The sequence below is a fragment of the Amycolatopsis sp. 505 genome, from assembly GCF_031625235.1.
Classification (GTDB): domain Bacteria; phylum Actinomycetota; class Actinomycetes; order Mycobacteriales; family Pseudonocardiaceae; genus Amycolatopsis.
In genome coordinates, this window is sequence record NZ_JACKQP010000012.1 from 269,162 (window position 1) to 288,499 (window position 19,338).

15 protein-coding genes and 1 pseudogene are annotated in these 19,338 nt (G+C 73.1%); 10 read left to right on the forward strand and 6 right to left on the reverse strand.

Annotated elements, in window-relative coordinates; all coding sequences use genetic code 11:
• Genes H5965_RS38640 through H5965_RS38650 form a run of 3 tightly spaced genes read left to right on the forward strand, consistent with a single transcriptional unit; the run spans position 1 to position 3,289 of the window.
• Positions 1-1,128 carry a toxic anion resistance protein gene (locus H5965_RS38640; RefSeq protein WP_310976001.1) on the forward strand — a complete coding sequence of 376 codons (1,128 nt, stop codon included), beginning with the start codon at positions 1-3 and terminating at the stop codon, positions 1,126-1,128.
• Complete coding sequence (locus H5965_RS38645) at positions 1,125-2,726, forward strand: extracellular solute-binding protein (protein WP_310976002.1); 1,602 nt, start codon at positions 1,125-1,127, stop codon at positions 2,724-2,726. The genes H5965_RS38640 and H5965_RS38645 overlap by 4 nt, the downstream gene beginning before the upstream one ends.
• Positions 2,723-3,289 carry a hypothetical protein gene (locus H5965_RS38650; RefSeq protein WP_310976003.1) on the forward strand — a complete coding sequence of 189 codons (567 nt, stop codon included), beginning with the start codon at positions 2,723-2,725 and terminating at the stop codon, positions 3,287-3,289. Before H5965_RS38645 ends, H5965_RS38650 begins: the two co-directional genes overlap by 4 nt.
• A gap of 79 nt (positions 3,290-3,368) precedes the next feature.
• Here the strand turns inward: H5965_RS38650 and H5965_RS38655 are convergent, their stop codons facing one another.
• The 3 genes from H5965_RS38655 to H5965_RS38665 form a co-directional block, all read right to left on the reverse strand.
• Positions 3,369-4,193 (reverse strand): hypothetical protein, encoded by an 825-nt coding sequence (locus H5965_RS38655; RefSeq protein WP_310976004.1) that lies wholly within the window; start codon positions 4,191-4,193, stop codon positions 3,369-3,371.
• Between the two features lie 57 nt (positions 4,194-4,250).
• Complete coding sequence (locus H5965_RS38660; protein ID WP_003083120.1) at positions 4,251-4,505, reverse strand: hypothetical protein; 255 nt, start codon at positions 4,503-4,505, stop codon at positions 4,251-4,253.
• 832 nt (positions 4,506-5,337) lie between these two features.
• Entirely contained in the window at positions 5,338-6,246 is a 909-nt protein-coding gene (locus H5965_RS38665) for an ornithine cyclodeaminase family protein (protein ID WP_310976005.1), read from the reverse strand.
• A 41-nt stretch (positions 6,247-6,287) separates the two neighbouring features.
• Between H5965_RS38665 and H5965_RS38670 the strand changes: the two genes are divergently transcribed.
• The 4 genes from H5965_RS38670 to H5965_RS38685 all read left to right on the forward strand — a co-directional run bounded on the left by H5965_RS38670 (position 6,288) and on the right by H5965_RS38685 (position 10,957).
• Complete coding sequence (locus H5965_RS38670; RefSeq protein WP_310976006.1) at positions 6,288-6,887, forward strand: pentapeptide repeat-containing protein; 600 nt, start codon at positions 6,288-6,290, stop codon at positions 6,885-6,887.
• A 29-nt stretch (positions 6,888-6,916) separates the two neighbouring features.
• Complete coding sequence (locus H5965_RS38675; RefSeq protein WP_310976007.1) at positions 6,917-7,516, forward strand: sulfite oxidase-like oxidoreductase; 600 nt, start codon at positions 6,917-6,919, stop codon at positions 7,514-7,516.
• Positions 7,486-8,229, forward strand: a complete 744-nt coding sequence (locus H5965_RS38680) for a ferredoxin reductase (protein WP_310976008.1) — start codon at positions 7,486-7,488, stop codon at positions 8,227-8,229. The genes H5965_RS38675 and H5965_RS38680 overlap by 31 nt, the downstream gene beginning before the upstream one ends.
• Before the next feature lie 91 nt (positions 8,230-8,320).
• Positions 8,321-10,957: a fibronectin type III domain-containing protein gene (locus H5965_RS38685; protein ID WP_310976009.1), complete on the forward strand. Its 2,637-nt coding sequence runs from the start codon at positions 8,321-8,323 to the stop codon at positions 10,955-10,957.
• 175 nt (positions 10,958-11,132) lie between these two features.
• Here the strand turns inward: H5965_RS38685 and H5965_RS38690 are convergent.
• The 3 genes and pseudogenes from H5965_RS38690 to H5965_RS38700 form a co-directional block, all read right to left on the reverse strand.
• Positions 11,133-11,288 (reverse strand): annotated as a pseudogene (locus H5965_RS38690) (IS110 family transposase); the annotation flags it as partial.
• A 77-nt stretch (positions 11,289-11,365) separates the two neighbouring features.
• Positions 11,366-13,741 carry a helix-turn-helix transcriptional regulator gene (locus tag H5965_RS38695; protein ID WP_310976010.1) on the reverse strand — a complete coding sequence of 792 codons (2,376 nt, stop codon included), beginning with the start codon at positions 13,739-13,741 and terminating at the stop codon, positions 11,366-11,368.
• The gene (locus H5965_RS38700; RefSeq protein WP_310976011.1) at positions 13,738-14,850 is read right to left on the reverse strand and encodes a molecular chaperone DnaK; all 1,113 of its coding nucleotides are present in this window, start codon (positions 14,848-14,850) and stop codon (positions 13,738-13,740) included. Before H5965_RS38700 ends, H5965_RS38695 begins: the two co-directional genes overlap by 4 nt.
• A 303-nt stretch (positions 14,851-15,153) precedes the next feature.
• Here H5965_RS38700 and H5965_RS38705 point away from each other — a divergent pair, with 303 nt between their 5' ends.
• The 3 genes from H5965_RS38705 to H5965_RS38715 all read left to right on the forward strand — a co-directional run bounded on the left by H5965_RS38705 (position 15,154) and on the right by H5965_RS38715 (position 19,234).
• Entirely contained in the window at positions 15,154-16,152 is a 999-nt protein-coding gene (locus H5965_RS38705) for an IniB N-terminal domain-containing protein (RefSeq protein WP_310976012.1), read from the forward strand.
• A gap of 101 nt (positions 16,153-16,253) precedes the next feature.
• Positions 16,254-18,035: an isoniazid inducible protein IniA gene (locus tag H5965_RS38710; RefSeq protein WP_310976013.1), complete on the forward strand. Its 1,782-nt coding sequence runs from the start codon at positions 16,254-16,256 to the stop codon at positions 18,033-18,035.
• On the forward strand, positions 18,032-19,234 hold the full coding sequence (locus H5965_RS38715) for a GTPase (protein WP_310976014.1): 1,203 nt from the start codon (positions 18,032-18,034) through the stop codon (positions 19,232-19,234). The genes H5965_RS38710 and H5965_RS38715 overlap by 4 nt, the downstream gene beginning before the upstream one ends.
• Positions 19,235-19,338 lie beyond the last annotated feature (104 nt).

The window sequence follows — 19,338 nt, forward strand, 5'->3', positions numbered from 1 at the left end:
ATGGACTTCGCGCTCACCCCGCCCGAGCCGGTCACCGCGATCCCCGCCGAGCGCGCCGCCGGGCTGATCACGCTCAGTTCCGAAACGCGGTCGGAAGTCTCCGTTCGCGCCGCGGAGTTCGCGTCCCGGCTCGAAGCCCTCGACGTCCGGTCACCGGAGTTCACCGACCTCTTGGACGAGCTGCTCGCCGTCGGCGAGGCCGACATGCGCGCGGCGGCCGGTGTCGCGGGAACGATGCTCGACCGGTCGTTGCGCAGCGCGGTGTCGCCGCAGGACGGCGTCACGACGAGCCTCGCGAGCCTGCGCCGGACCGTCGCCGAGCTGGACCCGGCGAAGCTGCCGCTCACCGGCCGCAAGCTGCTGGGCGTGTTCCCGGCCGTGGCCGGCGCGAAGCGGGCGCTGGACCGCTACCGGGCGGCGAACGAGCCGGTCAACGCCCTGGTCGTCGACCTGCGTGGCCGCCAGGACGTCCTGCGCCGCGACAACGCCTCGATCAAGGGTGAGCGCGAGCGGCTGTGGCAGGTGATGGGGAAGCTCGCCGAAGCGGCCGCGCTCGCCGAGGCCGTCGACGGCGCGATCGAAGCGCAGGCCGGCGTCTTCGACCTGACGGATCCCGTACGCGCCAACGCGTTGCGCGCGGACGTGCTGTACCCGATCCGGCAGCGGCACCAGGACCTGCTGACCCAGCTCGCCGTCAGCGCGCAGGGCTACCTCGCGCTGGACCTGGTGCGCAAGAACAACGACGAGCTGATCCGCGGCGTCGAACGCGCGGTGTCGACGACGGTGTCCGCGCTGCGGGTCGCGTTGCTGGTCAGCGGCGCGCTGGCGAGCCAGCGGGACGTCCTCGACGAGGTCGCGGCGCTGCAGGCGACCACCGACGGGCTGATCCGCGCCAACGCCGAGCTGCTGGACCTGCAGTCCGCGGAGATCCGCAAGGCGAGCAGCGACCCGGCCGTCGCGACCGACACGATCCGCGCGTCCTTCGACCGGATCTACGCCTCGATCGACGCGATCGACGGGTTCCGCGCCGACGCCGTCCGCACCATGGCCGCGACCGTCGAGTCGCTGTCCGGGGAGATCCGCCGCGCCGAGGACCACCTGCGGCGTTCGCACGAGGGGGAAGCATGAGGAAGTTCCTGGCGCTCCTGGTGGGCGTGCTGCTGCTGGCGGGGTGTTCCGAACCGTCGTCGGCACCGCTCGGGGATCCCGAGCCGGGCGTGTTGCGGATCCTCGCGGGCAGCGAGCTGGCGGACCTGCAGCCGGTGCTCGACGAAGCCGCTCGCGCCACCGGAGTGACGGTCAAGTTCACCTTCACCGGGACGCTGGAGGGCGCCGAAGCGCTGGCGAACGGCAGTGTCGACGGCAAGTACGACGCCGTGTGGTTCTCGTCGAACCGGTACCCCGCCGGCCTTCCCGAAGCGGCGAAGCGGCTCGGGAACCAGGTCAAGATCATGAGCTCGCCGGTGGTGCTGGGGCTGGCCACGCCGGTGGTGCAGCGGCTCGGCTGGGCGGGGAAGCCGGTCAGCTGGGGCGAGATCGCCGCGCAGGCCGGGAAGAAGGCGTTCAGCTACGGGATGACGGACCCGTCGGCGTCGAACTCCGGGTTCTCGGCACTGGTCGGTGTCGCTTCGGCGCTGGCAGGCGCGGGCAACGCGATCGACGCCCAGCAGATCGCTTCGGTGACGCCGCAGCTGACGCAGTTCTTCAGCGCCCAGGCGCTTTCGGCGGGTTCCTCGGGCTGGCTCTCGGACGCGTACGTCCGGCGCGCGACCGGACCGGACCCGGTCGACGGGCTGATCAACTACGAGTCCGTGCTGCTGTCGGCGAACGCCTCCGGGAAGCTGCCCGCGCCGCTGACGCTGATCTACCCGAGCGACGGCGTCGTCACCGCCGACTACCCGCTCACCCTGCTGGCTTCCGCCGGCTCCGACGCGCGTTCGGCCCACCAGCGGCTCACCGACCACCTGCGGACGCCTTCGGTGCAGCAGCGGATCATGGAGACCACCGGACGGCGTCCGGTCGTGCCCGGGGTCGCGCTGGAGCCGCAGTTCGCGCAGCGGGACCTCGTCGAGCTGCCGTTCCCGGCGACGCAGCAGGCGGTCGACGCGCTGCTGTCGGCGTACTTCGACAAGCTCCGGCGGCCCTCGCGGACGCTCTACGTGCTTGACACGTCCGGGTCGATGGCCGGTTCGCGGATCGACTCGCTGCGGGCCGCGCTGGTCGGGCTGACCGGCGCGGACACGTCGCTGACCGGCCGGTTCCGGCGGTTCCGGAGCCGGGAGGAGGTGACGATGCTGCCGTTCAACACTTCGCCCGGGACGCCACGGACGTTCACTGTGCCGGAGGCCGATCCTGCGGCCGAGCTGGCGCGCATCAAGACGTTCGCCGAAGGGCTCGAGGCGCGCGGCGGGACGGCGATCTACGACAGCCTTTCGCGGGCCTACCAGGTGCTCGAGCCGCTGACGGCCGCGGATCCGGACCGGTTCACCTCCATCGTGCTGATGACCGACGGCGAGAACGCGAACGGCTCGTCGCTGGGGGACTTCCTGGGATCGTTCGGGTCGCTGCCGCCCACGGTGAACCAGGTTCCGGTGTTCACGGTCCTGTTCGGCGAAGGCAGCAGCGACGAGCTGACCCAGGTCGCGACGCGGACCGGCGGGAAGGTGTTCGACGCGCGCAACGTCCGGCTTTCGCAGGTGTTCCAGGAGATTCGCGGGTACCAATGATGCTGCGCTATCTGGGGTCGACCAAGAACCTCGCCGGCTGCGTCGGCGGCCTGATCGGCGTCGGGCTGTACCTGACCGGGGTGGTCGGGTGGTTCTGGCCGTTCGTCGTGGCGGCGCTCTACGCGGCCGGGGCGCTGCTGGCGCCGGGGGAGAAGGTGCGGCTGGTCCCCGACACCTCCGGTGAGCTGCGGCAGTCGCTGGACGCGCTCGAGGCCGTGGTCTCGGCGCAGGCGTCCCGGATGCCGGAGTCCTCTGTGGACACCGTGCGCCGGATCGCGTTGGTGCTGCGCGACCTGCTTTCCCGGCCCTCGCGCCTCTCGGCCGACCCTGATCTGCAGCACGCGGTCGTGCGGCTGGCGGGCACCGATTTGCCGCTGTCGCTGGAAACCTACCTCAACCTGCCGTGGTGGTTCGCGGCGCGGCGGGCCGGTGCGGGCGAAGAACTGGTGGCACAGCTGGGTTTGCTCGAGGCGGAGGCGCACCGGGTGGCCGAGCGGTTCTACGCGGCGGAGGTCGACCGGCAGGCGGACCACACGCGGTACCTGCGGGATCGCGACGCCTGATCTCCACACCTGTGGGTGATGATGTTCGAACGCGCGTTCGAGTAGCGTGGTCGTTGTCGCACTCGCCGGAGAGGAGAAATCATGAACGGGTACCGAGGTTCGGCAGGGTCAGGGTCATCGTGGCGGTGGTCAGCCAGCTCAGCAGGTCCGGCAGGGGAATGCGGGAGAGGCGTTCCGGCCATTCCTCCGCCACGGTGTGCAGCACGAGTTCGTCCTGCCGTGGCTCCACTTTGGTCAGTTTCAGGCCGGGCGGGAGTTCCGGCAGGGGAAGCACGATGGGCTGGAAAGCCCGGGGCGGGCGCAGCTGCCGCCGTCCGATGTGGAGGGTCTGCGGCACGAGCACCACGGCGTCGTCCGCCACCTGCGGGCGGAGCGTCAGATGGCCCCAGTGCGGGCGCTTGGCCCAGCGGATCTGCAGCAGCCCGTTGCCGGCCGGGGTGGCGACGATCCCGGGGCGGGCTTTCGCCACCCGGTCCCGCAGCACGTCGGCGGACACGGCGATCCCGAGCTGCACCCGCGCGGGCTTGGCGGCCGGCGTGGGCAGCGAGCGGAGGCGGACGTCTTCGGCGAGCACGGTGACGCGGCGCAGCGGGATGCTGCCGGGCTCGTTTTCGCCTTCGGACTCCGGCCAGTCGACGTCCTCGGCGACGATCCGGACGTCGCCGAGCCGTCCGGTGGCCAGCCGGAGGCTGTCGGCCGGGTAGTCGAGTTCGGCGAGGGTGAGGCCGACTTCGCGGTCACCCACCTTCGCGGTCAGCCGGCGGCCGACGAGCTGCTCGGTGACGGTGCGCACGAGGGCGGCCGGCGTGACCGGGACGTTCGGGAGCAGGGAACGCCCGGCCGCGGCCAGGTCGGCCAGCTCGGGCCAGGGTGACCAGCCGTCGAACCACCTGCCGTCGCTCATCCGTCCAGTGTCGCCCAGGGCGACCGGCGGCGGCGACGGCGGGTGGTCCGCCTTCGGTCACCGTCCCGCAAAGCGGGCGATGATGCCGGTCACGACCAGCCAGAACACCGCGGCCAGGCCGTAGTCGAGGATCACGGCCAGGCTGGGGCTGTCCACCGGGAACAAGCCGGGCCAGAACAACGCGAGAGGAACCGCCAGCGACTTGATGAACTGGAAGAAGGCATTGCCGGCGTTCGCGCCGGCGAGCACCATGATCATGTAGAGAACTTCGATCCCCGCGAAGATCGCGCCGATCGCCGTGATGACCCGCACGGCCGTGTTCCGTCTGGTGGTGGTTCGCCAAGGAGACATGCCGCGAAAATTCCCGGATCGGGTGACAGATCAAACGCGTCCGACCCAAGATTGCGCCGTTCGGCCGCTCCCGTTGCTCTCCGCCGCCCACCCACCACCCCAGGTGACCACCCCAACACCCGGCTACCCGACGCCTCCACCACCAAACGCCCCCGTCACCCAACGCCCTCGGCCACCCAACGCCCCAGCGCCCGCCCCCAACGCCCTCGGCCGCCCAACGCCCCAGCGCCCGCCCCCAACGCCCTCGGCCGCCCAACGCCCCAGCGCCCGCTGCCAAACGCCTCTGCCGCCCAACGCGCCGCCGCCCGAGGCCCTCGGCCACCGAACGCCCCCGCCGCCCAACGCGCCGCCGCCCGAGGCCCTCGGCCACCGAACGCCCCCGCCACCCAGCACGCCGCCGCCCGCCGCCCTCGACCACCGAACGCCCCCGCCGCCCAACGCGCCCGTCGCCCAAGGCCCCGGCCACCCAACGCCTCCGCCACCCAACGCCTCCCGCTACTCCGCACGCCCGCCGCCCAACGCGGCGGCCACCGAAGGCCCTCCGCCACCAATCGCCCCGCCACCCCGTCCGCCGGTGCCCCTCTCCCTCGCCGCACGTTCCCCGGCGGGCCACCTCCCGAGCACGTGTCGTCCGCCTAGGTACGCGAGTCGTCCATCCCGGTACGCGTGTCGTCCGTCTGGGTACGCGTGTCGTCCATCCCGGTGCGCGTGTCGTCCGTCTGGGTACAGGTGCCCAGCGGCGGCCTCGGCCCAGGGGGGCGCACCCTCGCCGACACCCGCCAACCGACCCGGCCTAAGGCCGCATCCCCATCGCTTCACCGAGCAGCCTGCCGATGGCCCAGTCCTGCACCGCAAGCCCCACCGACTTGAACACCGTCCGCCCACCCACCGCCGGCGGCCGACCCAACGCCGACCCCAGCTCAACCAGCTTCCCCCGATCGAGAAGCCCGGCGGAAACGGCGTGGATCACCTCACCGCCCTCCGACAGAACCGCACCGACCTGATCCACCACCACACACCCCGCGGTGGCCAGCAACTCCGCGGGAAGCTCCCGCATGGAAGGCAGGTACGACCCGATCGCGTTGACATGAACCCGTTCCGGCAAGTCATCGACACCGAAGAGAGGAGTCGCCGATGAAGTGGCGCAACAGACGACGTCCGCATCGGACACCGCGTCCGCTGCGTCGCGGGCCACCCGCACCGTCACCGACGGGAACTCCGGCCGCAACCGGTCCGCCAAGGCCGAAGCGCGCGAGCGGTCCCGGCCGAACACCGACACGCGGCGAAGCGGCCGCACCGCCGCCACCGCTCGCACCTGGTCGGCCGCCTGAGCTCCCGTGCCGAGGAGAGCCAGGCTGCCGGCCGAGGGCGGGGCCAGCAAGTCCGTGGCGACGCCCGACACCGCACCCGTGCGCAGCGCCGTGGCCTCGACCGCGTCGGCGACCACCTGGCCGGCGGCCGTGTTCCACACCGGCGTGCCCAGGATCATCGGCGTGCGGCCGGGGGCCAGGTTGAGCGTCTTCACCACCGTCGTCGACGTCGGGGTGTGGCAGGCGGTCATCACGAGCGTGGTCGCGGAGGCGAACGACAAGCGTTGCGGCACCTCGAAACGGCCGGCGGCGAGGTCGAGGAACGCCGAGCGCACCGCGTCGATCGCGGCCGGCATCGGCACGGCTTTCCGGACTTCGTCGGCGTCGAGCATGCGCGGCCCCTCCGGCGTGGATCTGCCGCTAGCCTGGCGGCATGTCCGAGGCCACGCAAGAGGAGCAGCGGTTCGTCCGCGACGACTGGTACGGGGAGGAGATCGCGGGGCGGCACTACGTGCGGTGCGAGTTCCGCGAGACCGACTTCTCGGAGGCGGTCACCCGGAACGCCGTCTTCACCGACTGCGTGTTCGGCAACGTGCGCTTCAACGCGTCCCGGCACGAGGACTCGGCGTTCACGGGGTGCACCTTCACCCGATGCAACTTCTTCGACGCCGAATTCACCGGGTGCAAGCTCGTCGGCTCGAGCTTCAGCGAGTGCGAGCTGCGGCCGCTGCGGGTCACCGGCGGGGACTGGTCGTTCGCCGGGCTGGCGGGCGCCGACCTGCGGGCCGTCCGGTTCCAGGGCGTCCGGATGCGGGAGGCCGACCTCACCGGGGCGGACTGCAGCGGCGCGGTGTTCGCCGACGTCGACCTGTCCGGGGCGCTGCTGCACGCCGTCAAGCTGCCGAAAGCCGAGCTGCGGGGCAGCGACCTCTCGGCGCTCGACCCGACGGACGCCGTGCTGACCGGGGCGATCGTGTCACCCGAACAGGCTGCGGTGCTCGTCACGTCGCTGGGGCTGCACGTGCGGGCGTAGGCTCGTCGCGATCGGGAAGGGAGCACCGCATGGGCGTCGTGACACCGGGTTTCCAGGGCCGGGCGCGCAGCGGCAACCCGCGGCTGCCACCGGGGCAGTACCTGGCCGAGGACTTCCCGGTCCTCTCCGCGGGCCCGACGCCGCGCGTGCGCACCGAGACGTGGGAGTTCACCGTCACCACCGAGACGGGCGAGAAACACACCTGGAGCTGGGCTGAGCTGATGGCCCTGCCCAGCGAGAAGCCCACCGTGGACATCCACTGCGTCACCCAGTGGTCCAAACTGGACACCCGGTGGCGCGGCGTCTCGGTCGACACGCTGGTCGGCGGGCTCGGCACCGAGGCCGACTACGTCATGGTGCACGCCTACGGCGGCTACACCACGAACCTGCCGCTGGCCGACCTGCTCGACGGCCAGGCCTGGATCGCCTACGAGTACGGCGGCAAGCCGCTGACGCCCGAGCACGGCGGTCCGGCGCGGCTGCTCGTGCCGCACCTGTACTTCTGGAAGTCCGCGAAGTGGGTGCGCGGACTGGAACTGAAGACCCGGGACGAGCCGGGCTTCTGGGAGAACGCCGGCTACCACGACTACGGGGATCCATGGCGCGAACAGCGGTATCAGGGCGACTAGCCTGGCGGGTCGCCCGCCTGGCCGGCTTCCGCGACGAGACGCCGACGGCGCGCACGCTCGTCTTCGACCTGCCCGGCTGGCCGGGCCACCTGGCGGGGCAGCACGTCGACGTCCGGCTCACCGCCGCGGACGGCTACCGCGCGCAGCGCAGCTACTCCCTCGCCGCGCCCGCGGACGGGGACCGGGTGGAGCTGACCGTGCAGCGCGTCGCCGACGGCGAAGTGTCCGAGCACCTCACCGGCCCCTACGCGATCGGCGACCCGGTCGAGATCCGCGGCCCGATCGGCGGCTGGTTCGCCTGGCGGCCGGCGGATCCGGCGCCGGTCCTGTTGATCGCGGGCGGCTCGGGCATCGTCCCCCTGATGGCGATGATCCGCGCTCGCCGCGCGGCGGGCGTCCGGACGCCGTTCAAGCTGATCTACTCGCTGCGCACCCCGGCGGAGCTGTACTACGCGGACGAGCTGCGCACGCCGGTGGCGGGCGTGGACGTGACGTACGTGTACACGCGCGAGCTGCCCGAAGGCCGTCCCGGCATTCCGCGCCGCATCGACGTGGCGACGATCAACACGGCGGGCTGGCCGGCGGAGTTCGGCGCGTCCTGCTTCGTCTGCGGGCCGACGGGCTTCGTGGAGACGGTGGCGGACATCCTGGTCGCCCTCGGCCACGACCCGCACCGGATCCGCACCGAACGATTCGGGCCCAGCCGCGACTGAAACCCGCAGGCATCCGATGAATAGGTGACTGTCTGCCCCGCTGAGTGGGAAATTGTCGACATCGCCGCCGAGAGATCCTATCTTTCGACCCATGCTGACCAAGTGGGGCTCGACGCGGCGCCGCACCGTGGTGACCGTTCTCTTCGGCGCGGGCGCACTGCTCGCCACGACCGGCCCGGTGGCCGCGGCCGGCTCGACTGCCGCCGGCCAGGACGTCTACGTTTCGCCCACCGGCTCCGACCGGGCCTCCGGCAGCGCCGGGCACCCCGTCCGGACCCTCGAGCGCGCCCGCGACCTCGTGCGGCAGCGCGCGCCGCACCTGACCCGGGATCTCACCGTCCACCTCGCGCCCGGCGTCTTCCGGCTGACCGCCCCGCTGCGGCTCGACGCGCGGGACTCCGGCGGCAACGGCCACCGCGTGATCTGGCAGGGCAGCAAGGACACCGAGCTGAACGGCGGCGTGCGGGTCACCGGCTGGCGGCCGGTGCCGGGCCGTCCGGGCCTGTTCGCCGCGCCCGCGCCCGCCGGGCTCGACAACACCCGGCAGCTCTACGTCGACGGCGTCCGCGAGCATCGCGCCCGCGGCCCGCTGCCGGTGACCGTCAAGGCCACCGACACCGGCTACACCGCCAGTGCCGACACGCTCGCCCACTGGCGGAACCCGAAGGACGTCGAGTTCGTGTACGTCTCCGGTGAGGCGCTGTGGAACGTCCAGCGCGACGGCCTCGGCCAGTGGACGGAACCGCGCTGCCCGCTCGCCGCCGCCGCAGGCACGACGATCACCATGGCCCAGCCGTGCTGGGACAACTCGACGAAACGCGTACTGTTCCCCGACATCCCGGGCCGCAGCGTCAACATGGTCGGCCCGGCCGACCTCACCAACGGGCGGCACCCCACCTACGCCGAAAACGCCTTCGAGCTGCTCGACACCCCGGGCGAGTGGTACCTCGACCGGTCCGCCCGCGTCGTCTACTACCAGCCGAAGCCCGGCCAGGACCTGCGCCGCGCGGACGTCGAAATGCCAGTGCTGGAGAAGCTCCTCGACGCGAAGGGCACGGCCGCCTCGCCGATCCACGACGTCGCCTTCCGCGGCTTGCGCTACTCCTACGCGACCTGGCTGACGCCGTCGTCGCCCGAAGGGTTCTCGGAAATCCAGGCGGGCTACACGATCACCGGCGCCGACGGCTGGGCCGTCCAGGGACTCTGCCAGTTCGTGCCGGGCGGAACCTGCCCGTACGCCTCGTGGACGCGGGAACCCGCCAACGTCTCCGTTTCGCACGGCCGGCGCGTCGAATTCGCCGACAGCGTGTTCGCCCACCTCGGCGGCGCCGGGCTCGACCTGCTCGACGGCACCAAGGAATCCCAGGTGCGCGGCGACATCTTCACCGACATCTCCGGCAACGGCGTCCAGATCGGCGGGGTCGACAAGCCCCTCACCGACACCGACGCCGACGTCGTGCGCGACGTCCGGGTCACCGACAACCACCTCTACGGCCTGCCGCGCGAATTCCACGGCGGCGTGCCGATCGTCAACGGCTACACCGTGCGGAACACCATCGCCCACAACCAGATCGACCACGTCGGCTACTCGGCGATCTCCGTGGGGTGGGGCGGCTGGCCGGACAAGATCAAGCGCCCCGCGACGCCGAACCTGTCGCACGACAACGTCGTTTCGGACAACCTGATCTTCGACTACATGCAGATGCTCGACGACGGCGGCGGCGTCTACACCCAGGGCATCACCGGCACTTCCCTGGCCGACGGCGAAAAGGTCACCGGCAACGTCATCCACGACCAGTGGGGGCTCGGCAAGGGCGTCTACACCGACAACGGCAACACCTACGAGACGATCCGCGGCAACGTCCTCTACCGCACGGCGTACTTCAACGTCGGCACGGTGCACGTCGACTACCGCGACGACCTGGGCAACAACGACCCCACGCTGACCGAGGGCAACTACTGGGAACAGGGCGACCGCGACAAGGTCGACAAGGGCGCCATCACCCGCGGCAACCACCTCCTGCCGAACCCGGCGGACGCGCCGCCCGAGATCGTCGCGAACGCGGGCCTCGAGCCGGCCTACCGCGGGCTGCTCACCCGCCAGGTCGGAGGTCAGGCCCCGGCCGAAGCGCCGTCACGCGTCGGCACGTTCGCCGTGGCGGGAAGGCTGTACGCAACCTGGAACCCGACGTTCGCGTTCAACAACGCCCCGGTGACGCACTACGTGGTGACGGCATCGGGCGGCGGCCGCACGTATTCCTCAACGGTGACGGCGGCCGACTTCGCGAAGCGCGCGTACGCCGAAGTGCCCGGACTGACGGAGGGAACGCCGTACACGGTGACAGTCGCGGCACGCAACGCGTACGGAACGAGCGAGCCATCGCTGCCCTCGGCACCGGTGACGCCAGGCCCGAAAACCGCGGTGCTGCCGGGCATTCCGACGAGCGCACGGGCGTTGCCGAGCGCAACGGCGGCCTCGATCCGCTGGAACCCACCGGCGGCAACGGGCGACACCCCGGTCCTGGCGTACGTGATCACGGTGTCCGACGGCCGCACGATTCGCGTGGAGGGCCGCGACGCCCTGGTCACCCAGCCGACGGTCAAGGGCATGACCAGGGTGGTGGACGGCCTGAAACCGGCCACGGCCTACACGTTCACGGTCGCGGCGATCACGGCAACGGGAACCGGCCCAGCGGCAACGTTCACGGCCACAACGGCGGCAGCCTGACCTGAGCGGACCTCGTTGTCCACAACCCGCCGACGATGTGGACAACGAGGCCCACCGGCCATCGTTCCCGGGCTTTTCGTCGCCCGCCGCCGATAGACTGGAACCGGGGGGCGCCCCCGGGGCGGGCTGCCGGTTCGGGCGGGGTGTTCGCCCTTGACGCTGGTGCCGGAGCTGCGAGGCTGTCGGCCAGCCTCGGGAGGACGGTGTCCGCGGCGGCGGTGCCCGGGACGGTGACGGTCTGCTCGCCGAGTGCAGTCATGATCGCCTCGACCAGCCGCTCACCCGTTCGGGGCGCTTGGACCTTGGCGATGGCGGGGAGTTTGCGGCGGCCGGGCCACGTTACGACGAGATCTACCGAGCTGGTGGCCGTGCCCCTATCAGCGCCGGCGATCCGCCGGACGCGACGAGCTAAGAAGCGTCCGGGCGGGACAGCAGCTCCCGCAGCGTCGCCAGCAGCTCCCGCCGGTCCGCCGCCCCGAGCTTGCCGCGGATCCGGGCCATGTGGTGCTCCACCGTCTTGCCCGAAATGAACAGCTTGCTGCCCGCCTGCTTGTACGTCAGCCCCTCGACGACCAGGCGGGCCACCTCCAGCTCGCGCTCGCTCAACGCCGCCAGGCCCGTCCCCGCCGCCGGTTCCGATGATGCTCCCGGGTCGCGGCGGGCCGCCGTTCCCTGGAACTGGCGGGCCGCCTCGAGGAGCTGGACCATCGCCTTGCGGTCGGACGTGCGGATCGCCGCCTGGCCGGCCAGGCGGGCCGCGTCCCAGCGGAGGCCCAGGTCGTGCAGCTCGGCCGCCGCCGCCGTGATGGCGTCCGGGTCGAAACTTCCGCCGAGGACCGCCAGCCAGCCCTGGGCCGCCGTGGCCAGGGCGCGGGGGTGGCGGCCGCAGTGGGCGTGGGTGGTCAGTGTCGCCAGGTGGGCCTTGACCGCGTCCGCGTCCTCCAGGGTGATCGCCGCGTGCAGCTCGTGCCAGACCAGGGAGACCGTCCACAATGGAGGTTCGCCCAGCCGGGCCAGGAGGCTGTGGGCGCGCTCGAACTGGCCGGACAGCTTGGCGAACGCGCCGGTGCGGGCCGCCGCGATCGCCAGCTCGCCCAGCGGCAGCAACGTGAACAGGTCCGTCTGCTGCCGCATCGACGCCTGGTACGCCCGGTTCCACGACCGCTGCAGGCCGACGAGGTCACTCGCCCGGCGCGCCAGGCCGAGTTCCAGCGTGGCGAAGAAGAGCTCGTCGCGCGCCTCCAACGAACGGCCCGCGACGGCGTCGCGGTGTTCGGCCGCCGTCGCCAGGTCGCCCGCCGTCATCGCGACCCAGCCGAGCAGCAACCGGTGGCGCGCGGCCAGGAGGTCGCCGCCGGTGCCGCCGTCCAGCGCCCGGCTCAGCACGGACTCCGCCAGCGCCAGCTCGCCCGTGTGCAGGGCGACCAGCGCGGCCAGCGCCGCCGGGCTGTCCGGCAGCAGCGTGCCACCCAGCGCGGGCTCCAGCATCGCGGCCGCGCCCAGCAGCGTCGACAACGTCTCCGTCGCGCAGCCGGACACCGAATCCACGATGCCGCGGGCCATCCGGGTGGCCGCCCCGGCGAACAGCGTCGGTGCGACGCCCGGCGTGGGGGAGTCGAGCAGCCGCCGGGCGCCCTCGAGGTCGCCGGTGCCGACCAGGGCCGTCGCCGAGAACGCGTCGGCACGGCCCGCCCAGTGGTACAGCTCGGCGCTGCGGGCCAGTTCGCCGCGGTGCGCCAGCACGGTCGCCGCGATTTCCGCGCCCGCCGCCCGGGTTTCCGCGTCGGCCGCGCCGAGCATCCCGTCGCCGAGCCGCAACGCCGTGTCGAGGTCGCCGGACAACGCGGCCGCGCGCGCCCAGCCTGCCGTGACGGCCGCCGAGCGGTCGCCCGCTTCGGCAGCGGCCTCGAACAACTGCGTCGCCAAGCGGGCGTCGGACGGCAGCGCTTCCCCTGCCGCGGCGGCGAACGCGGCCGCCGCGGACGCTCCCGAGCTGCCCGTGCCGAGCAGGGAGCGGGCCAGGTCGAGCACCGGGAGGCCGTTCGCGAGCTGCAGTTCGACCAGCCGCTGCACCGTCGTGAGCCGGCGCGCGGGCGGCCCGAAGTCGCGGACGGCGGCCGCGGCGAGCGGCAGCAGCGTGTCGTCGGGCGCCAGCAGGCCGGTGGCGCGGGCGCCCTCGACGATGGCGGGCAGCTGGTCGGGACGCCGGTCGAGCAGCGCGCACAGCAGGTCCAGGTTGCGCCCGGCGCCGGCTTCGGCCGCGATCAGGTAGCGGAGGACGTCGTCGTCGAGCTCGTCGAGCTCGGGCCGGAATTCCTCCAGCCGCCCCCGCAGCGCGCGTTCGGCCAGCCGCGGCACCCCGCCGCTGCGCGCGTGCAGCTCGGCGGCGGCCGCGGGGTCGGCGGGCGCACCCGTCATCGCGGACATCAGCCGCGCCACGTCTTCGACGCCGAGCGGGCCGAGCTGCAGCAGCGTCCAGCCGGGCGCCACCGCGGCCGGCCGGTGCGCGACGACGATCGGGCCGTCCGCGCCGGCGAGCAGTTCTTCGAGCTGGTCCGGGCCGAGCCGGTCGGCGTCGTCGACCAGCACCGCTTCGACGCCGGCCTCGCGGTAGCGGCGGTCGAGCGCGGTGAGCAGCACGCTCTTGCCGTACCCGCCGGGGGCGACGACGGCGAGGCGCAGGGGAGCGGCCGGTTCGGCGGCGACGCGGTCGAGCAGCTGCCGCGCCGCCGGGTGCACCGGAACGGTGTGCGGCGGGGGAACCTGCGTGAGCAGAGTGTTCAACAGTGACCTTCCCCGGCGGGGACGCAATGGGTGGGGGACGGAGAGGGGCCGGCGGTGGCTTCGCGGGCGGTGACGGTGATCACGACGGCCGAGACCGCCGCGGCGAGCACCAGGACCGCGGCCGCGAGGGGCCGCCGCCGTTTGAACAGGCTGAGCGGGCCGGTGCGCTCGGGCAGCTCGAACGGCGTGATCTCGACCGGCGGCCGGGGCGGCCGCTCGCCGAGCTCACCGAGCGTGTCCACCTTGGGGAGCAAGGTGGTTTCGACGGCGGGGGGTTCCTGCGGGGTGCCGCGGTGGTCGGCGCGCAGGGCCGCGAGGGCGGCCGCGCCGAGGGCGGCGGTCGCCGGCGGAACCGGTCCCGCGAACACCGGGCACGGCGGCCGGGCCGGCAGCGCGTGCGGGGGGACGTCGCCGCAGAACACCACCCCGGCGAGCCCCTTGGGGGACGTCGAGGCCGCTCCGGCGAGCGCGAACAGTGTGCTCAGCGCGGCCGCCGGGGCCACGCCTTCGGCGCTCTGGCCGGGCTGCCAGCCACTGGCGCCGCTCGCGGTCGCGAGCGTCACGTTCACGCCGTCGGTGCCGAACTCGCAGACCCCGGCGACCTGGGCACCGGGCCCGGGGAGGGGCAGGTGCGCGCCGAGGGCGGCGACCGAGCCGGGGACCAGCGTCACCGCGGTGAACCCGGAGTCGGCCAGCGCCCGGCGCAGCACGTCACGGCGGTAGCCGCCCCAGTCACCGGGGTGGGTCAGCACCAGGTGTTGCGGAGGGCCGCCGAACAGGTTCGCGGCGTGCTCGGCGATCCCTTCGACGAGCACGGTGGTCAGCGTCTCCGGCGGGAACGGCTCGCCTTCGACGAGCATCGGCACGTCGTCGCCGATCCGCCGGTGGAAGCCGGTGAGCAGCCGGGACGGGACCTGGGCGCCCGCCTGCGCGGCGGCGTCGCCGGTGAGCAGGTACCCCTCGTCGTCGAGGAACAGCGCGGACGCTGCGGCCGGGGATCGCTCACCCAGCCAGAGGGGTTCGGGCTCGCCCCAGCCGGGGCCCTGTCGGCGGCAGGTCGCGGCGTGGGTCCGGCCCTGGGCCACATCGATCCCGAGGACGTAGGGCAACGGCGCTTTCCTCCTCACCTCGTGGCGGCCGATCGGGGGCAGGGAATCCCCCTAGGGTTCGGGGCATCCTCACCCAAACGGGTTAGTCAGGCAAGGGTCTGGAGGGATTTAACCCAACTGAGCGCGTCTCGGATGAGCCCCTAACTCCCTAACGATGACATATCGATCCCCTATCGGCTGACCGGACTGCGACTCGGAGTGATCCCCGATGTGCGCTGGGGGACGGTCTCCCTACCTTGATCACGGAGCAGCGGTCCCTGCGGTCGCTGCCGTCCCCCGAACCACCGGACCAGGAGAACTTCCATGGAATCCGTGCAGACCTTGCACGACTTCGCCCTGAACCTGCTCAACGACCCGACCGCGCTGGCGGCCTTCGGGACGGACCCGCAGGGCGCCCTCGCTGCCGCCGGTCTCGGCGACGTCAGCGCCGCCGACGTGCACGAGGTCCTGCCGCTGGTGCTCGACTACGTGCCGGTCGACAGCCTCCCGGCCGTGGGCGGCCTCCCCGTCGTTGGCGACCTGTCCCCGGTCGGCACCGACGCCCCGGGCATCCAGGGCGCGATCGACCAGCTCACCGCCCTCACCGCGGGCCTCGGCCTGCCGGCCACCGCGGGCCTGCCGGGCGTCGGCGACCTGGGTGTCGGCGAGCTCCCGGCCGTGGGCGACCTGCCCGCCGTCGGCGGCGTCGGCGCCCTGCCGGTCGTCAACGAGGTGACCAACGCCGCCAACGCGACCGCGCTGGCCGGCAACGTGACCGGTGCCGTCCTCGGCGGCGACCTGGCCCACGGCCTGGACTCGCAGGCCCTGGCGAACCTGACCGCGGCCCCGGCCTACCTGACCGACCCGAACACCGGCGTGGTGCCGCAGGCCGTTTCGGCCGCCGGCTCGGCCGTCTACGACGTCAAGGACCTCGGCGCCCACGTCGACTACCAGGCGCACGACGTCACCGGCCTCGCGACCGGCGCCGTCACCGGCACGGTCGACCACGTGACCGGCTCGCTCGGCAACGTCGGCGACTTCTCCGGCATCCTCAAGGGCGCGGGCGACGTCGACGTCAAGCACGTCACCGGCGAGGTCACCAACGCCGTCCACGGCCTCGGTGACGTCACCAACACCGTGACCTCCGCCACCGGCATCAACGTCGACCACAACCCGGTCGGCAACGTCGGCGAGCTGGCTTCCGGCAACGCCACGGCCGTCCACGACGTCGTGTCCGACGTCTCCGACATCAGCCACAACGCGCTGGGCAACCTGCACCTCGGCGACATCGCCTCGGGCAACGACCTCCACCTCGGGCACTGATCCCCGAACCGGTCACCGGTGCCCGTCCCGCGGTCTGGGTGCAGCCGCGGGACGGGCACCCGGTGTGCGTACGGGGAGTGAACCGGGGACACTCGACCATCGTGACCGCACCGGCTTGGCTCGAAGTGCTCAACGAGACGCTGGACGCGTGCCGCACGCACGGCCGCGCCGATCTCGCCGAGCGCCTGCGCAGACGCCGGGACGCCCCGCCCGGGCAGACCCGGCTCGGCGTGCTCGGTTTTCCCAAACAGGGCAAGGGGTACCTGCTCAACGCCGTGCTGAACGCGCCGGTGTGCGCGGTCGGCGACGCCGCGACCCCCGCCGTCCCCACCGAAATCGCCTACTCACCCGAACCCGCCGCCACCCTGGTCGGCCGGTCCCGCGAACGGATCCCCGTCGCGGTCGAACGGCTCACCGGCGAACTCGGCGCCCGGCCCGCCGGCACGCTCAGCCGCGTCGAGGTCGGCGTGCCCCGCGAACTCCTCTCGGCCGGCCTCGTCCTGGTCGATACCCCGCCGGTCGGTGACCCGCGGTCACCGCGCACCGCCGCCGCGCTCGACATGCTCGCCGAAGCCGACGCGGTGATCCTCGTCTCCGACGCGACAGCGCCGCTGACGGCCGCCGAGCTCGCGCTGGCGCGGCACGTCCGCACGTGGTGCCCGCACGTCGTGCTGGCGCTCACGAAGATCGACGCCAGTCCCGGGTGGCGCGCGGTCGCCGAACGCAACCGCGCGATGCTCGGCGAGGCCGGGATCGACGCGCCCGTGTTGCCCGTTTCGGCCGTGGTGCGCCAAGCCGCCGCGAAAACCGGTGACGCGGAACTCAACGCCCGCTCGGGTTTCCCCGAGCTGCTGGCTTGGATCGCCGAGCAGGCCGCGCGCCCGCCCGAGCAGTCGCGCGCGCTGCTCGCCGCCGTCGGGGTGCGCGCCGCGGCCGCCGAGCTGGTGGAGTCGCTGCGCGACCGCATCGACGCCGCGGGGCAGGAGGCCGGGCTCGGCCAGGCCGCGCTGCTGCAGCGGGCCCAGCGCCGCGCGGACGACCTGCGCCGGCAGAACACCCGGTGGCAGAACCTGCTGTCCGACGAAATCACCGATCTGCTGTCCGACGCCGAGTACGACCTGCGCGAGCGGACGCGCAAGATCGTCTCCACGATCGACCGGACCTTCGACGAAGGCGACCCGGCGAAGGTGTGGGACGAATTCGCGCCCTGGCTGGACAACGCGCTGGCCGAGGCGGTCGACGTCAACTACGCGTGGCTGGCCGACCGGGCGGAGTGGATCGCGCAAGCGGTCGCGGCGTGCTTCGGCGCCCAGTACGACCGGGCCCTGCCCGACCTGCGGCTCGACGGCTCCGGCGTGGAGCACCTCGACGAGGTCGGCCGCCCGAAGATCGAGAAGTTCAAGATCGGCCAGCAGGCGTTCACCGGCCTGCGCGGGTCCTACGGCGGCGTGCTGATGTTCGGCCTGGTCACCAGCCTCGCCGGGCTGCCGCTGATCAACCCGGTCTCGCTCGGCGCCGGTGCCGCGTTCGCCGCGAAGACGATCAAGGACGAGGGCGGGATGCGGCTGCAGCGGCGGCAGGCCGTCGCCAAGCAGGCGGCGCAGCGGCACGTCGACGACGTCTTCCTGCGGTTCGGCAAGGAATGCCGCGACGCGATCCGCGTCGTCCAGCGGCGCCTGCGCGACCACTTCACCGGCCTGGCCGAGGAACTCGCCGACGAGCTGACGCGCGAACGCGAGACGATCCTGGCCGGCACCGCCGAGCGCGAACGGCGGACCGGGCACATCCGCCGCGAGATCGACCGGCTCGCCGGGCTGCACCAGCGCGCGGGCGAGCTCGGCACGATCGCCGGACGGCAGCCGCGGCGGGAGCTCTCGGCGTGACCCAGGACGTCCGCGACCTGCTGCACGCCGCGGCCGGGCTCTACCGGGACGACCCGCGGGCGTCGGCGCTGCTGCACGACTGCCTCGACCGGCTGGAGCAGCCGCTGCGCGTCGCGTTCACGGGCGCGCCGTCGTCGGGGAAGACGACGCTCGCCGCCGCGCTGGGCGAATGGCCGACGCGCGCGCTGCGCGACCTGGTGCTGCTCGACGACCCCGGCCCGGCCGACGACGTCCCGGACGCGACGGTCCGGCTGGTCCGCCACCTCGAGCCGGACGAGCTCGCGGCGGCGCACCCGCCGGGCGGCTCGCCGTTCGCGCGGCAGAGCGCGGTGAACTCGGTGCTGGTGCTGTCGCGGGCCGACGAGGTCGGCGCCGGCCGGATCGACGCGCTGCTCACCGCGAAGCAGCTCGCGCGGCGGGCGTGGCGGGAAGACCCGCTGTGCACCGGGTTCCTGGGCGTGATCGCCGTCGCCGGGCAGCTCGCGTACGGCGGCCGCTCGTTGCGCGACGACGAGTTCGACTTGCTGGCCGCGTTCGCCGCGGTGCCGCGCGAGGAGCTGGAACGGCACGTGCTGTCGGTGGATTCGTTCACCGATCCGGCGTTCCCGGGCCCGATCCCGGTCGAGACGCGCCGGTCGCTGGTGGTGCGGTTCGGCATGTTCGGCGTCCGGCTGGCCCTCACCCTGATCCGCACCGGCTGCGACGACCGCGTCAAGCTCTCGGCGGAGCTGGTGCGCCGCAGCGGATTGGGCGAATTGCGCGACACCCTGGCCGGGTGTTTCGTGGCGCGAGCCGAGGCACTGCGGGCGCGCACGGCGATCATCCGGCTGGAGGCCCTGCTGGCCGCGCAGCCCCGCCCGGGCGGCGACCGGCTGGTGTCCCGGGTGGAGCGGTTCGCCGCGGCCGCACACGATTTCAGGGAGCTGCGCCTGATCGCCGACATCCGCGGCGGCCGCACGGCGTTGTCGGGGGAGCCCGCCGAGGAAGCGGTCCGGCTGCTGGGCGCCCAGGGCACGGCCCCGGCCGACCGGCTGGGCCTGGAACCGGACGCGGACCCGAACGAGATCTACGAGTCCGGCCTGGACGCCCTCCGGCGCTGGCGGCACGAGGCCGAGCGCCCGGACCGCCCCCACGCCGAACGAACCGCGGCGCACGTGGTGGTGCGGTCGGCCGAGGGCCTGCTCGCGCTGTTCGCCTAGGGCGTTTCCCGTAGGTGGTGGAGCTGGGTCTTTGGTTGTCGTGTCCGGTGGTGGGTCGCGGTGAGTTGACGGATGAGGCGTGGGCGGTGATCGAGCCGCTGTTG